General features: G+C 45.9%; 15 protein-coding genes. 4 read left to right on the top strand and 11 right to left on the bottom strand.

Annotation, left to right across the window (positions count from 1 at the left end):
- Positions 1-40: 40 nt before the first annotated feature.
- Positions 41-211, bottom strand: a complete 171-nt coding sequence (psb34, locus tag K4A83_RS01690; RefSeq protein WP_265262644.1) for a photosystem II assembly protein Psb34 — start codon at positions 209-211, stop codon at positions 41-43.
- Positions 212-302: 91 nt separating this feature from the next.
- A complete protein-coding gene (locus K4A83_RS01685; RefSeq protein ID WP_265262643.1) occupies positions 303-878 on the bottom strand; it encodes a 5-formyltetrahydrofolate cyclo-ligase in 576 nt (191 codons plus the stop codon).
- An 18-nt stretch (positions 879-896) separates the two neighbouring features.
- Between K4A83_RS01685 and K4A83_RS01680 the strand changes: the two genes are divergently transcribed.
- On the top strand, positions 897-1,937 hold the full coding sequence (locus K4A83_RS01680; RefSeq protein ID WP_265262642.1) for a threonine aldolase family protein: 1,041 nt from the start codon (positions 897-899) through the stop codon (positions 1,935-1,937).
- A gap of 40 nt (positions 1,938-1,977) precedes the next feature.
- Here K4A83_RS01680 and K4A83_RS01675 read toward each other — a convergent pair whose 3' ends face one another.
- From K4A83_RS01675 to K4A83_RS01665, 3 genes are all read right to left on the bottom strand, one after another.
- The gene (locus K4A83_RS01675; protein WP_265262641.1) at positions 1,978-3,594 is read right to left on the bottom strand and encodes an ArnT family glycosyltransferase; all 1,617 of its coding nucleotides are present in this window, start codon (positions 3,592-3,594) and stop codon (positions 1,978-1,980) included.
- A 109-nt stretch (positions 3,595-3,703) separates the two neighbouring features.
- Complete coding sequence (locus tag K4A83_RS01670; protein WP_265262640.1) at positions 3,704-3,982, bottom strand: hypothetical protein; 279 nt, start codon at positions 3,980-3,982, stop codon at positions 3,704-3,706.
- A gap of 92 nt (positions 3,983-4,074) precedes the next feature.
- Positions 4,075-5,058, bottom strand: coding sequence for an ABC transporter ATP-binding protein (locus tag K4A83_RS01665; RefSeq protein ID WP_265262639.1), 984 nt, complete (start codon positions 5,056-5,058; stop codon positions 4,075-4,077).
- Positions 5,059-5,214: 156 nt separating this feature from the next.
- Here K4A83_RS01665 and petJ point away from each other — a divergent pair, with 156 nt between their 5' ends.
- The gene (gene petJ, locus K4A83_RS01660) at positions 5,215-5,550 is read left to right on the top strand and encodes a cytochrome c6 PetJ (protein ID WP_265262638.1); all 336 of its coding nucleotides are present in this window, start codon (positions 5,215-5,217) and stop codon (positions 5,548-5,550) included.
- 144 nt (positions 5,551-5,694) lie between these two features.
- Positions 5,695-5,877, top strand: coding sequence for a hypothetical protein (locus K4A83_RS01655; protein ID WP_265262637.1), 183 nt, complete (start codon positions 5,695-5,697; stop codon positions 5,875-5,877).
- 69 nt (positions 5,878-5,946) lie between these two features.
- Here K4A83_RS01655 and K4A83_RS01650 read toward each other — a convergent pair whose 3' ends face one another.
- The 6 genes from K4A83_RS01650 to K4A83_RS01625 all read right to left on the bottom strand — a co-directional run bounded on the left by K4A83_RS01650 (position 5,947) and on the right by K4A83_RS01625 (position 14,515).
- Positions 5,947-6,132, bottom strand: a complete 186-nt coding sequence (locus K4A83_RS01650; RefSeq protein ID WP_265262636.1) for a hypothetical protein — start codon at positions 6,130-6,132, stop codon at positions 5,947-5,949.
- A 180-nt stretch (positions 6,133-6,312) separates the two neighbouring features.
- Positions 6,313-6,645: a DUF4926 domain-containing protein gene (locus K4A83_RS01645; RefSeq protein WP_265262635.1), complete on the bottom strand. Its 333-nt coding sequence runs from the start codon at positions 6,643-6,645 to the stop codon at positions 6,313-6,315.
- Positions 6,642-6,974 (bottom strand): DUF6883 domain-containing protein, encoded by a 333-nt coding sequence (locus K4A83_RS01640; RefSeq protein ID WP_265262634.1) that lies wholly within the window; start codon positions 6,972-6,974, stop codon positions 6,642-6,644. Before K4A83_RS01640 ends, K4A83_RS01645 begins: the two co-directional genes overlap by 4 nt.
- Before the next feature lie 140 nt (positions 6,975-7,114).
- Positions 7,115-10,051 (bottom strand): tetratricopeptide repeat protein, encoded by a 2,937-nt coding sequence (locus K4A83_RS01635; protein WP_265262633.1) that lies wholly within the window; start codon positions 10,049-10,051, stop codon positions 7,115-7,117.
- A 131-nt stretch (positions 10,052-10,182) separates the two neighbouring features.
- Positions 10,183-12,540, bottom strand: coding sequence for a response regulator (locus K4A83_RS01630; protein WP_265262632.1), 2,358 nt, complete (start codon positions 12,538-12,540; stop codon positions 10,183-10,185).
- 67 nt (positions 12,541-12,607) lie between these two features.
- Positions 12,608-14,515, bottom strand: coding sequence for a response regulator (locus tag K4A83_RS01625; protein ID WP_265262631.1), 1,908 nt, complete (start codon positions 14,513-14,515; stop codon positions 12,608-12,610).
- A gap of 58 nt (positions 14,516-14,573) precedes the next feature.
- On the opposite strand from K4A83_RS01625, the gene K4A83_RS01620 reads away from it, so the two are divergent.
- Positions 14,574-15,137 carry an HD domain-containing protein gene (locus K4A83_RS01620; protein WP_265262630.1) on the top strand — a complete coding sequence of 188 codons (564 nt, stop codon included), beginning with the start codon at positions 14,574-14,576 and terminating at the stop codon, positions 15,135-15,137.
- Positions 15,138-15,147: the final 10 nt, after the last annotated feature.

Here is a 15,147-nt window from a genome sequence, read left to right as displayed (position 1 = left end):
CCTATTCCCTAGCCCCACGAGTACAGTTATTCAGCAAGCCCTAGCTCACTGCAAAAGCCATCAGGATTAAGCTCGTGACGAGGAGAATGGCTAACGCCCCTTGACGCACATAGCGTTTTTGCTGCGCTTGATTGGGGTACTGGGCATAATACATTTTGGGTTCGCTGGCGTAGTTGTTGAGTTGTCCTTCGGGGCTGATTGTGGTGTACATTCGCGTACCTCCGTTTGGGTGTGCTGTATTTCCTTTGTTGTTACTTAATGTAACGCAATGTAAAGATTTATTGCTGTGACTTGACAACCTTTTAGTCGTGATGATCATCACAGCAGGACAGGAATGCTTGTTCAGTACAGATAAACTGAAGGGGACGATCCCAACTGTCTCGGGGGAGTTGGGGGGAGAGGGCGAAGTGGAAAATAATGCCGATGGTGGGAATATTGCACCAAGGGGGATCTGCCAACAGCCGATCATAGAAGCCTCCCCCGTAGCCTAAACGGTAGCCAAGGCGATCGCATCCCACAGCCGGAACGAGGATTAAATCCACCTCCTCCCCCGATAAGCCCGTTGAATCGGGGTGAGGTTCAAAAATGCCATATTTTCCCTGAACTAAGCCTTCTGAGGGCTGCCAGCGATGCCAGATTAAAGATTTACCGACAGATCGAGGCAACCCCCATTGTTTTTCTGATTGTTGCCACAATAGAGTTAAATCCGGTTCTTGGCGAAAACTGCAATAACTTAAAATCGTAGTGGCGGCTTGAAAAGGGGGAGACGCGAGGAGATGTTGACAAAGGCGATCGCTTTTTTCTCGCCACACCTCCTGAGAGAGTGCTTTTCGTTGCCCTAAAAGTTGATGACGTAGGGTAGATTTTAACTCAGACACTATCTTTTAACTTTCCAGATGTTAGAACAATTAGAACAATTTGCCAGTGATAATTACTCAGGAATGTGTCCTGAAGTATTAGACGCTTTAATCAGTGCCAATCAAGGAAGTTCTCCTGCCTACGGCAATGATCAATGGACAGAAAAAGCCGCCAATGCCTTTCGAGAACTCTTTGAAATCGATTGTGAAGTGTTTTTTGTCTTCAATGGAACAGCCGCTAATTCCTTAGCGTTAGCCACCTTATGCCAATCCTATCATAGTGTGATTGCCCACGAAGTCGCCCATGTAGAAACCGACGAATGTGGCGCACCAGAATTTTTTTCTAACGGATCTAAATTATTATTAAGTCCGGGAGAAAATGGCAAATTAACCCCAGAAGGAATTGCCAAAATTGTCACCAAACGGCAGGATATTCACTACCCTAAACCCAAAGTCATTAGTTTAACCCAAGCCACAGAATTAGGAACAGTCTATCAAGTTGACGAACTCAAAGCCATCAAATCTGTTGCCGATCAATATCAGTTAAAAATTCACATGGATGGCGCTAGATTTGCCAACGCAGTTGTCGCACTAGGGAGAAGTCCGGCGGAGATTACATGGCGTTCTGGGGTAGATATTTTGTGTTTTAGCGGCACAAAAAACGGGATGGCAATGGGGGAAGCCGTGATATTTTTTGATAGAACTTTAGCGGAAGATTTTGCCTATCGGTGTAAACAAGCGGGACAATTAGCCTCTAAAATGCGCTTTATTGCCGCTCCTTGGTTAGGATTATTACATCAGGACACTTGGCTAAAAAATGCCCGCCATGCCAACGAGTGCGCCCGTTATTTAGCCACACAATTAGCGGCAATTCCCCAACTCCGGTTAATGTTCCCCACAGAAGTTAATGGGGTATTTGTCCAGATGCCAGAAGAGGTAATTTACCAGTTACGGGAGAAAGGTTGGTTGTTCTATAATTTTATCGGAGTGGGGGGCATTCGTTTGATGTGTAGTTGGGCAACAACAGGAGAAAGGATTGATGAATTGGTGGCGGATATTAAAGCAATCCTAGGGATTTAAAAGGATGGGTAGTCACGGAGAGAGAAGAGAAAAATTATCTCTATTCTGAATTATTTTTACAAAACCAAAGGGTAAAAAATTGGCTTTGTCTACGGGGTTCATAGTTCTCTAAAAAAGTTTGGCGAAACTCTTCACTAAATAATGGGGGATTGGGGAGATAGTAATTGAGTTGAGCAAAAGGTTCTCCATCCTGCTCTCCCTCTTTTGGAATAAGCCAAATTTGATTTCTACAGGACGACAAATCCTCTAAAGTTCTCTGAGGAATTTCAATCCCGTCCGTTTGCATATCCATTAAGGCCGCACCATCGATTAAAAGTGGGTTGCCTGCAAAAACTAATAAAGAGCGATAATGAGTCAGTGCATATTGTTCATGTTTGGCGTATCCCATGCCGATGGTTTGATTGGGATAACTTGATAAAATCCAGTGAAGATCATTGATTACTTCAGATACATCTGTGCTGTAATATTGCGCCACAAATACACCTTTAATCCCGGCGTGGTTGGCGGTAAAGACTATGAGCGTCAGAGCGATTATTATAGAGATAATCCGTGAGATACGGGTGTTAGGAAGGGTGACAGAGTTTTGGCTTAAGAGTTTGTGGTAATCTAAGGGGGTTTCAATTTTAAATAACAGCAAAAAAGGATATAAAATTCCCGGAATTAAAGGAATTAAATGATGGCTGCCTGCTCCCCCTTTAGACGCAATAACTATAGTTGCGGCTGTGCTGAATAATAAAACATAAAAGTAAAATTGCAGCGACTTAATCACTTTGTGAAATTGAGGCTTGTTTTCCATCCACAAAGAAACTGTAATCAATATAATGGGCAAAAATAGATAAAAAGTTGTTTTTAAATTATCAAGCAACAAATGGAAATAAAATCCGTGATTAGTTGTCACAATGAGCCATTTTATGTAATTAATCCATGAAATTTGTGGATGGAGAAAGGGCATTAATCCTAATATAATTCCAGCAAATCCTGAAACTAACGTTAAGGTTAAGCCATGCTGAGTAAAGAGTAGTAGATAAAAGGGCAAGAAATATAAGACTGCCGTTATTTTTAAGTTAAAACTAATGCCAAAACTGAGGGATAGTAAAATCAGAGCGTGAACTTTATTTTTCTGAATGACTGCCCATAACCCTAGACAGGTAAAGAGGAAGATTAAGGCATCTGAGCGAATTAAAAATAAAAGATGTCCGTAAACTGTGCCGAAACAGAGGATAATGAGTGAAATAAAGGCTGTCATCCGTAGTGCGGTTTTAGAATTTTGGATCTTTTGTATAACCGCAAAAAGACAGACAAGGCTAAATAGTAAAGCTAAAGCCGTGGGAAGTTTAAGGACCCAAATATTAGGACTGAAGAGCTTTAAAAATATTCCTGTGATTATATACAGGAGTGGACCGTAAACAATGGTGTAGCGTTCTGGATTGTCAAAGCTATGATAAAGGGGATAATTTTGGTCTATAAAAGCCCAAGAAACACTAGCAACTTGCCCTTCTACATGATCAATAATGACTTGACTAAAGGTTCGCTGGATGATTAAGGCACAGAAGGAACAGAGAATAACGATTGAGAGAGTATTTAGAAAAAGATTGGTATAATTTTTTATTTTATTGTTAAATTCTGGTGATGGATTAGAAGGTAATAAATTGAGCATATATAAAAGTATCCTGAGTCAGTTTGTGGGGATATATTTTAATAAATCTCCTTAGATTATTAGGCTTAAAAGGTTAGAGTTTTGGGTCAAAAGGGTTTAAAATGGCGGGTTACACAATTTCTTCTAAGGGAATAAAACGTTCTCTGGGCAGTAGGGCAGGTTTGAAATGAAAGACTAACGTTCCGCGACGATTGCGGGCATTAATGACTACTCCTAAGGGCACCCAAGGCACTGCTTTATGGACTTGATAGTAAGTGTAATAAATCACGCGGGCGGCTTCTAATAACTCAGGTTCAATCCAAGTGGCAAGACTAGACTGGCGCTGCATTTCAATGCGATGTTGTAAGGCCAGACGATATTGAGGATCACGCAGATTAAAGGAAACCATAGAGGGGGACTAAACCGAAGAGGTAAGATCAACCATTAGACTAGCAGGGGAAGGCGTGATTATCTCATGGGGACTTCCCCTGTGGCTAGTCGTCACCGACTGGTATCAATGCCCCGTTGTTGGAGTTGGTCGAGAAAATAGCTTTCTAGGGTATTTTGTAGGAGGGTCATGGTGATGAGTTGGGCATCCATAAGCTTTAAGGTGGCGAGGAATTCTTGAGGATTGCCTTGAAGTTGACCTTGCCATCCGGTTTCGTTGTATTCGAGGGGGTTTACCCAACGTTTGAGGATGTCTAGGTTGCCGCCGATGCCGCTTACTGTATAGTGGGGGGAACGCCCTAGAAGTTCGTCAATGGTGCCGATACAGAGGAGTTCCCCTTGAGCGAGGATGGCGACGCGATCGCAAATCTGTTCAACGTCGGCCAAAATATGGGAGTTGAAAAAGATGGTTTTCTGTTGGGCTTTTAAGGCGAGAATAATTTCTCGAATGCGATAACGTCCTGTGGGATCTAAACCGGACATAGGTTCATCTAAAAAGATTAAATCCGGGTCGTTGATTAACGCTTGGGCTAACCCAATCCGTTGTAACATCCCCTTAGAATATTGCCGTAATTCCTTCTTGCGGGCGGTGCTTTGAGCTAACCCTACCATATCCAAGAGTTCGGGAATCCGTTGCTTTTGTTCGTCTAGGGGGATGCTGAATAAATCCCCGGTGAAGCGTAGGAATTCCCATCCGGTGAGATAGTCGTAAAAGTAGGGGTTTTCGGGTAAATAGCCGATCTGTTGTTTGACGGTGCGATCGCCAATGGGTTTCCCCAACACTGTCGCCCGTCCCCCAGTCCGTCGTACAATCCCTAAGAGAATCTTTAACAGCGTGGTTTTCCCCGCCCCATTGGGTCCCAACAAACCAAAGGTTTCCCCTTGCTCTACCCGTAGCGTTAAGCTTTGTAACGAGGCAATTTTCTGACTCAACCAAAACCCACTGCGATAAACCTTGCTTAACTCCCAAGTCTGGACAGCAGCCATCGGTTCATTAGGGGGATTTTCGGCGATCGCATCCTCAACTAAAACATCCATCGTCCTCTCACATCGAAAACACTCACCCTTAACATAATGCACCCTTCCGCCCCCAATGCCCAACTTCGACAAGCTGTCTTTTGACAAAACCCCGGCCAACTTTCAACAATAACCCCTAATGCTCAACCATAGCTGTATTGAGAGGAGATTCATTCCATGAGAACATTACGTTGGGTGATTGCCCTGTTGCTGGCCATCACTACCTTATCCTTTGCCCATCCTGCCCTCGCTGAAGGCAATCCCGCCAAAGGTGCCAGCCTCTTCCAGGCCAACTGTGCCGCTTGTCACCTCGGCGGAAAAAACGTCGTCAATCCCGCCAAAACGCTACAAAAATCCGACCTTGAAAAATACGGGATGTTGTCCTTAGATGCCATTAAAACCCAGATCAGCAAAGGAAAGGCCGCCATGCCTGCTTTCCTCGGCAAACTCAACGAACAACAAATTGAAGACGTTGCCGCCTACGTTTTAGCACAAGCCGAAAAAGGCTGGTAGTTTTAACCTAGTTATCTTTTACAAGTGTCGTTATAATGAAGTACCCCGCCCTAAATGTAGTAGGGTGGGGTATTCTTTCCGAGATTTATCATAAATTGTCAACAGAGCGCAACGCTTGCCCCATCTTATTTTTCTTTAAAAACTATGGATCGAGGTAAAATTTTAGCCATCATTACCGGAGCAATTTCTATCTTTTTAGCCGTAATTTACTTAGTCCTAGTCCAAGTTTTAGATATGCGTGGGGAGATGATTCCCGCCCCCATTGACTTATCCCAAAATTTAAGCACCGCCTTTTTTTTAAAACTTTTGTTGAATATGTTCTGTTAGATAAGCAATCAGCTTGTCTTTGTTGATTTTGTGTTCAGCAACTTGAATCATTAGGTCAGGGGTACAAATTTAGGCATCTGCAAGGCGACGATAAACCTCCTCCCATTGCGGCAATGTATCTAAATAGGCTTGGAGGAAGGGGTCTTTTTCGACTTTTTCTTGGGATTTGATCTGGCGAATATTTTCTAAGATAACCTCTAGGGTTGAATCGGGTAAGGAGTCTAGTTCTTTGATAATTTGTTCTTTGATGGTCATATTTTTCCCTCGTTAATTCAGTGATAATATTGCCGAATGGTGAAATCTAGGGGGGTGAAAAATGCCTAGAGAAACAGGGGCAAGAATCGTAGGGTGCGTCAGAGGGGATCAATTATGATATTGACGATTGATTTGGGTCTGACGCACCCTACAATCTGAGTGCAGTTTGCACTTAGATTTTTAATGAGTGTGATTGATTGGGGTGGTTTGGTCTTTTTGCAACAAAAAGTCAAGGTATTCTTCTAGTTGGGTTTGTCGGTTTTGGGATAGGTTACGAAATTTACTTAAGATTGCTTCTTCCCTTAGGTAGTCGTTCATGGGCATGATTTGTGATGCTGCGACTTCAAGGGTAATGTGAGGCAAATCAAAGCCTTCTAAGCTATAACCATCTTCTTGAGGGTCTGGCATGGGGTAGTGTTCAACGATGGTTGCAATATCACCACGTTTGAGGTGATATTGGGGCAGGTCTTCGGTTAGGGCAACTTGGGAAAATAGAGGGTATTGGAGTTTCATGAATTTTCTCCTTTGTCGGGGACTAGAGTTACAAATCGGGTGGTATTATTGTTGACTATCCATATTGTTATAATTTTGAGTTTAATACCATTTTGACCTCGCAATGTTGCACGAATCCTGTATTTTTGACCATAGAGGGTAGTTTCGACGAGTTCAGCGGGTTGAGTGAGGATTTGGGTTCTTAAATCTTGTTCTAGCTGTTGCCAGTTTGTTAATGTGTACCCTGCTTGGGCTAAAAATTTAGATTTATCATCTTTAGGAAGTTCAATCAGTAAATATTGTGTCAGTTTTGATGGGTTGATTGTGGAGTCTTGTGGTAAGAGAACCATATTTTTGTTTGAGTTGATTTTGATTCATTAGGGTTAGGGGAAGGGGTTGCGAATGATCAATAGACTTTGTGGATAGAAACCGGGTTGCTTGGTTTGGCTTGTTTTTTGCTGAAGTTTTGACAAAAACCCGGTTTCTGGGTTTAGGGGTGGGGGAAGAGGTTGCGGATTATCCGGTAGAGCATTAGCAAGATAATCCAAAGGAGGAAGAAGGGAAAGGCAAAAATGCCGCCAATAAAACACGCAATTAAATGAAAGTTACTACGTTGGGCAAATTTAGCAACTGCTTTCGCCCAATTAGGAATTGGGTAAGCGGCAAGGGGTAAATCTAATTCTTGTAAAATGGCTTGTGCTTGTTGAGAAGCGGCAAATCCTTCTTTGATTTTGCCTGTTTTTTGGTACAAGTTACCCAATACTAACAAAGAAGTAGCTTCCCCCCGTCTGTCCTCAATCTCTCGTTTAATCTCCAGAGATTGCTGGAGAAAGGCGATCGCCTCCTCGTAGCGTCCGAGGGCATTGTAGGCATTGCCTAAATTGCCCAAAGAATTAGCTTCCCCCTGTCTGTCTCCAATCTCTCGTTTAATCTCCAGAGATTGCTGGAGAAAGGCGATCGCCTCCTGGTAGCGTCCTAGGGAATTGTAGGCATTGCCTAAATTGCCCAAAGAATTAGCTTCCCCCCCTCTGTTGCCAATCTCTCGTGCAATGTCCAGAGATTGCTGGAGAAAGGCGATCGCCTCCTGGTAGCGTCCTAGGGCATTGTAGGCATTGCCTAAGGAGGTTAACGATGCAGTGTATCGCCAGTCGTGGTGATCCGGGAGATGATTGACTAATTGCTGATAGAGTTCAACCCGGAGTTGATTATTACCGCGTAAATCAAGAAACTTATCAACATCTCGATCAATATTCCTACCATCATAAATTCCATCAAACGCCGCTTCATACTCTCCCAACTCACAACGATGATAAAACACCTCCAAATATTCCCGCACATCCTCAACCGTTTCCCATTCCCCACCGGACTTAAACCGACCCCGATAAAACGCGATCGCCCTTAAATGCGCCTCCCTTAAATCCCCCACCTTAAACTTCAAATACTCCCCAATAAACGGCTGAAACGTAAAAAATCCCCGCTGCTCCTCCACCAAAAACCCCCGCTTCATCAAATCCCGCAACACCTTCCCCGTCACCACCTCCCCCACAATGGCACTCGCCACCTCTGCATCAAACCCCCGACGCAACACCACCAACGACAACAACACCCCCTGCAACCCCTCCGACAAACGATTAAAACTCGCATCCAACACCGCCACCAACTGCACCGTTTCCCGACGGTGATACCCCTGCAAACTCCCCAACAACGAGCCAACGTCCGCTAATCCTAATCCCTCCAAATCCTCAATCGTCCCCCCTTCCCCCACTTCATCCCGCAATAACCCCGCCACCAACGCCAACGTCAACGGATGACCATTAACCTGTGCCACAAACCCCTCTAAACTCGCCTCACTTCCCCCCATCCCCAACGCCACCAACAGATTTTTCCCCTCCTGAAGAGAAAGACCCCCCAACGGCCACTCCGTCGGCCTCACCTGCTGTAAACGGGGAACCTCCTGCGTCGTCACCAAAATTTCCGTATGGCGACATTCCCCCACCCACTGCTGCAAAAACTCCACATAGCCCTCATCCTGAATCACAGACTCAAAATTATCCAACACCAACAAAAACCGCTGTTGCGCCAAACAATGAATCACCACCCGCGTTAACCGCGTCTCCTCAATTTGTTCTAAATCCTGCGGCGAAAGCTTCCCTAAATGCTGCAAAATCCCCCGCGCCACAATCGTATAACTGGGACGCTGCCCTAAATCCAGCCACAGCTTATCCACAAAATCCGTCCGCTCCCCAAACACCTTCGCCGCCAGCGTCGATTTTCCCATCCCCCCAATGGCAACAATCACCCCTAACTTCGTATTCTCATCATCCAACCACCCATTCACTATCGCTAAATCCTGCTCCCTCCCCTGCCAATGGGTCACGTTTGGGGGGGTTATATCCAAAAAGTAAGAAATTGCCTGCACCTTCGGCTGTTGTTGCGCCTTCAAAAAGCGAAGAATGGCTTGAGTATCCTCCTTAACACCCTCTACCGTCTCCTGTAACCGTTGATTGTCTTCGTTAACCCGGTCAAACCCTGCTATTACTGCTTCCTGTAAACTCTCTAACTCCCCCTCTAACCAATCCCGCACCCCCGCAATTTGCGCCTGAGTCACCCCCAACTCATCGAGAACAGCCGCAAACCCCGAATCAACCTGCTGGCCTAACTCCCGAAACCGTTCGCTATTCCCCTCCAACTCCCGCCGCAATTGAACCACAGCCTCTAGAGCTTCTGCCAACTCCCCAGAAACCGCTTCAGGACTGCTTTGCCGCAACTCCGCCAAAACCTCCCGCATTTCCCCCAACAGCGACAACGTTAACCCCGCAAACGCCTTCCCCCCCGCCTCAAAATCCGCTTTCAACACCTCCCGCAACGCCAAAGCAAACTTATCCCGTAACTGCGTCGCCACTTCCTCTAAAACATACTCTGGGAATGTTACTCCGGCTTTTGGACAAAGCCAATCTTGCATTAATTCCCGCCAATCTTCCACCTGCAAAACTTTCTGGTTCACATAGCCCGCCGTCCCCTGCTGAAATAACTCAGAAATCCCTGTTTCTTGGATTAGGTCAAATTTGACCTCTTCACCCTGTTTCAGGGCTTGGGCGACCTCTTCCCATGCTTTCAGGGTATTTTTAGCAAGGGCTGTAAGCTTCCCTATTGACTGGGGATAGGTGCCGGCCTCAGCAATGGCTTTGATGATTAAGGCAATGGCGAAACCTGTGGCAGCCGTTAGGTCATGATTGGCCAATTTTTCCCCACTACGCCGCAGCCGTACCCCAATATGGCTAAGGTGTTGGGGTATCATGTCATTGGCGACAATCCCCCCCGCGACTGAGGTGGCGATGGTTCCGAAGATGCCGCCACAGACAGCGCCTCCGGCTAGGATGGCTGTGGCGGTGGTTAAACGCTGCTGACGCTGGGTTAACAAGTCCATTGGCGTTGAGGAAAAGTGGGTTTATTGGGGAATTGTAGCGAAGTTGATGGGTTATCCGGTTTGGTTGGGTTGCGCTGGCGCTTCACCCAACCTACAGATCACTACAGATCACTGTTTAATTATTGATTCTTTTAGAGGGCGAGAACGATTCCTCCGCCTTGGTTTTGGGCTTGGTTGAGGGCGTTTTGGGCGATCGCATATAAACTCCCCACATCCTCCCCATCATCAGGATGGACGGCTAATCCAGCACTGACTTTAATCTTAATTTCTGTCTTACCTGTCCCCATGAAGCGTTCGGTTTCTAGACGAGACAATAAATGAGTCACTCGCTTGAGGCCATCTTCCTTGGACATGGCATAAATCCCGATCAGAAACTCATCCCCCTCCCAACGGGCAATAATATCCTCTAAGCGGAAATGTTGCTGTAAGACACTGCCTAACTGTTGCAAAATGCGATCGCCCATTTTGTACCCATAGGACTGATTAATCTGTTCCAAACGATCCACATCCAACAAAATCAGACACAAACTTTGATTATGACGTTGAGACAAGCGGAGATAGCGCTTTAGATCCTGTGTCGCACAGCGACGATTCGTTAATCCCGTTAACAAATCCGTATCCGACAGACTATTTAACAACTGACAGCGTTCCAAACGGTTAAAAATCCTAGTCGCTAACTCCCCTTCTGTAAACGGTTTAGCTAAATAATCATCAGCCCCACTTTGATAGATGCGCTGAATCACTGAGGGATCTTGACGCACCGTGACAAACAAAATCGGCAATCCTTGCCAGCGCCGATCTTGCCGCACCACCTGACATAACTGTAACCCGTCAAAATGGGGCATTTCCAAGTCTAAAATTAACAGATCCGGGGCCGTAGACTCCAACACCTCCCAGAAGCGTCGGGAGTCCAAGAGGGGCGTAAATTGTAGCCCCCACCCCCATAATAATGGCTCTAGAGAAGCCAAAAACACCGGATCATCATCCACCACCAACACCCTCGGGGCAACGGAATGAGAAGCCTGTAAAATGCCTAGAATGGACTCATAAACCTCTGCGGGGGAAGAGGCTTTAGAGAGGAAAGCTGTACCACTTTCGGCCACAGCGACGCGATCGCTTAATCCATCCCGCACCGAAAAGGCTAAAATCGGCAAATCTGGGAATCGTAAACGCAACTCTTGCAGGAACATCAACCCCTCATCGGGATGTTCGGGAAAGACCAAATCTAACAACACCAAATCAGGCAACTTTTCAATGATCAAATGGCGGGCTTCTTCAATACTTAAAGCCCCCTCAAGTCGAATCTGCCAATGCACCGCCTCTTGTTGCAATTGTTGCACTAATTCCGCATCATCATCCACCACCAAAATCCGCCAAATTTTTTGTTCTGGCACCCTCAATAAAGGGGACGATGAATTGACAATTTCCGCAGGTTTAAAGCCTAATTCTTCTTGTAATTGTTGCAATAAAATCTTTAACCCATTGACCCGATCTTCCCTCTGAGTCCTATCTAATTCCGGGGCTTTTAACATCATTAAATAATCTTCCATTTCTTGAGCCAGTTGATAGGCCATCTGCTTCCCAAATATCCCCAAAGAACCCGCTAATTTATGGGCGGTTATTTGACCTTGAGCGCGGTCTTCTTCTGCCATTTTTCCTTGAGTTGCTGCCTTTAACACCCGCTCTAATATGTCCAGACGCTCTTGAATTTGACCTTTAGATTTTTCCCACAATTGAGTTAAAGCGGTTGCTGGGCTTTTCTCTTCTGGGAGAGTAGACAAAGAGTAACTAGATTGACCAGAGTCAGAGGGGGATTCTGGCGCAGGCAGGAGACGATATCCTACCCCGTAAATCGTTTGAATAATCTCATCAATTCCCACATTTTTTAACTTCCGTCGTAGCCGTTTCATGTGGGCGCGAATGGTGGCCTCGGTGGGAGGGTCATCAAAAGACCATAAATGCTCTAAAATAGTGCTATGGGTTAGCACCCGTTTGGGATTACGCAAAAATAATTCTAATAGCCCATATTCTTTGGGGGAAAGAGATAAAAATTCCTCCTGATAGGTGACATTATGGGAACTCGGATCTAAACATAAATCCCCCCATTCTAAGAGTAACGCTCCCGCCACACTGCGCCGCCGGAGCAGGGCGCGTAAACGGGCAAAAAGTTCCGGTGGGGTGCAAGGTTTCACCACATAATCATCGGCTCCTGCGTCTAAACCTTGTACTTTATCTTGACTATCATCCCGGGCGGTTAAAAGCAGAATAGGAACAGTTAAATTTTGCTGACGAATCCGCCGACAAAGACTAATCCCATCGAGTTTAGGTAAGCTAATATCTAATAAAATTAAATCGTAGGTAAACGCCTGTACAAAATCCCATCCGGTTTCCCCATCTACGGCTAAATCCACCACATAACCTTGTTGTGTCAGGGCTTGGTGAATGGCTTGGGCTTGAATTTCGTCATCTTCGACTAGAAGTAATCTCATAGATCAATCCTACATAACCAAGTAATGCGGAAACATGAAAGCCCCGTCTAGGCAAGAGCGGGTATTGTCAATCTGGAGTTGTCAATTGACGTAAAGTATCTAGATCAAAATTATCTAAAAGTAATTTCAATTGAGTGCTGAGGGATTCTGCACTGGCTGGAATTTCAGTCATTAAGGTGCGGATTTGCTCAACATCTAAGGCTTGGGCGGCGTAATGGACTTTTGTCACCCACTCAGTAGGCATGACTTGTAAATCGGCCACGGACAACAGGCCATAGGAAGGGATTCCTGATCTTACACCGTCTGGAGAAGGGGAAGCGTAAACGTAAGAAAGTTGTAGTGCTTGTGCAATTCTTGTGAATAACTGTTGCTCATCAATGGGTTTGTAGAGGATGTCATTACAGCCCACTTGTTGGGTTAGGTCACGACTGGCGGGGGAAATGTCGGTGGTGAGGGCAAAAATGACCGTGGGGGCGGTTTCTTCCTGTTGACGGATTTGTTGGGTGGCTTCGTAACCGTCACAATTAGGCATGAGTAAGTCCATGAGGATTAAGTGGGGGTGCCAAGCGCGCCATTGTGCGATCGCCTCATAACCATCCTGGGCCTCTTCCACCTCAAACCCCAAACTCGTCAAGCGTTTCTCTAAAAAGGCGCGATTATCCGGGTAATCATCCACAATCAACACCCGGCACGGTTGACTGTCTGGGCATAAACTCACAATCGGACAGTGGAGTTCACCGGAGGAGGGTTTAGGGGAGGCCAAGGCTGTGGGGGTTTTCAAGGGGAGATTAAAGTGGAAACAACTGCCCTGTTGATAGCGGGATTCTACTTCAATTTTGCCCCCCAGTAAGCGCACAAAATTTTGACTAATCACGAGGCCTAATCCAGTCCCTTTGCTGCTCGATTTTCGACCAGCACGGGTTTGAGCAAAGGCTTCAAAGAGTTTATTGATTTCTTCGGGTGCAATGCCTTCCCCACTATCTTTTACGGCAAACTTTAAGGCAGTGGGGGGTTGATCTTCCTGCTCATAAATGGGAGTGACTTGTAGGCGGACTTTCCCCTGTTCGGTGAACTTCACCGCATTACTGAGCAAATTAATCAACACTTGCCGCAGTTTTACTTCATCGGTGTAGATCACCTTGGGAACGGCCGAGGCACAATCTACCTCAAATTCTAGCCCTTTTTCTTGGCTGGGTAGTAAAAATGCACTTCTTAAGTCATTGAGCAATACCGAAATGGTGACTTCGTTTTCTTCGAGGGTGACTCGTCCGGCCTCAATTTTGGCAAGGTCTAATACATCATTAATCAGTGCCAGTAAGTGTTCTCCATTGCGGATGATGGTATCGAGCCATTTTTCCTCCTCCGCACTGTGGGGGGAGTAGTGGCGCATAATGCGGGCAAATCCGAGGATAACAGACAGGGGGGTGCGGAGTTCGTGGTTGACTTGGGCTAGAAACTGGTTTTTGGCGTTTAAGGCACTGTGGGCGAGTTCTTCGGCGTTCCGTCGTTCGACAATTTCCCGTTGTAGCTCTTCATTTCTAGCTTTGAGTTCTTCCCGTTGGCTGATGACTTCTTGATGAAGGCGTTGCAATTTGAGATGATTTTCGACCCTTAGCAAGACTTCCTCAACTTGGAAGGGTTTGCTGATATAGTCTACTCCTCCCACGGCGAAGGCTTTTTGTTTGTCGAGAACTTCCTGATAGGCACTCAGGAAAATGACGGGAATATCAACAGTTTGGGGTTGAGATTTTAAGTAGCGACAGACTTCATAGCCATCCATCTGGGGCATATTGATGTCGAGGAGGATTAAATCGGGACGAAAGCGGGAGATACTGGCAAGGGCAAATTTTCCATCGGGGGCTAAACGGACTTCATAACCCTTCTGACTGAGAACTTCTGCTAATAAGCGAAGATTTTCGGGTAAATCATCCACTACCAAAATTTTACCTTTCGACGGTTCAGTATTCCCAGTCATAGTCTTCTCGTATCATGAGCCTTAGCAGTGATCCTAACGCAGACGAGGGGGTTTAAAGGTGGCAGTTTTAAGCGAACGTTTTGAGCAGGCATTCATTTATGCGACTCGTCTCCACCAAAACCAGAGACGAAAGGTGGGGCAAGTCCCCTATATTGCCCATTTGATGGCAGTGAGTGCTTTGGTTTTGGAAGCGGGGGGAAGTGAGGATGAGGCGATCGCCGCCCTACTCCATGATGCCATTGAAGACCAAGGAGGGGAACCCACCCGCCAAGAAATTTTAGAACGTTTTGGCCCCACGGTCGCCGCCATTGTCGAAGGTTGCACAGAATTCCACAGTCTCCCTAAACCCCCTTGGCAAGCGCGCAAGGTTCAGTATTTAAAACAAATTCAAGCCGGGAGTCCCTCGGTGCAGTTAGTGTCTTTAGCCGATAAACTCCATAATGGACGCTCGTTGCTCTGGTCTTTACGTCAACAAGGTTCAACCATTTGGAGTCATTTTGCCGGGGGGCGAGAGTTAAGTCTCTGGTTTTATCAATCGTTGTTAATGGTTTATACCCATCACAAGGAAACGGTTTTATGGCGAGAATTTGCCCAAGTTGTGGGGGAATTAGAGCGGTTTTAATGCTCTGACC

The organism is Spirulina subsalsa FACHB-351 (assembly GCF_026130165.1).
Lineage (GTDB): Bacteria > Cyanobacteriota > Cyanobacteriia > Cyanobacteriales > Spirulinaceae > Spirulina_A > Spirulina_A subsalsa_A.
Note: the sequence above shows the minus strand (reverse complement) of the source record. Positions and strands in the feature narration are given on the sequence as shown.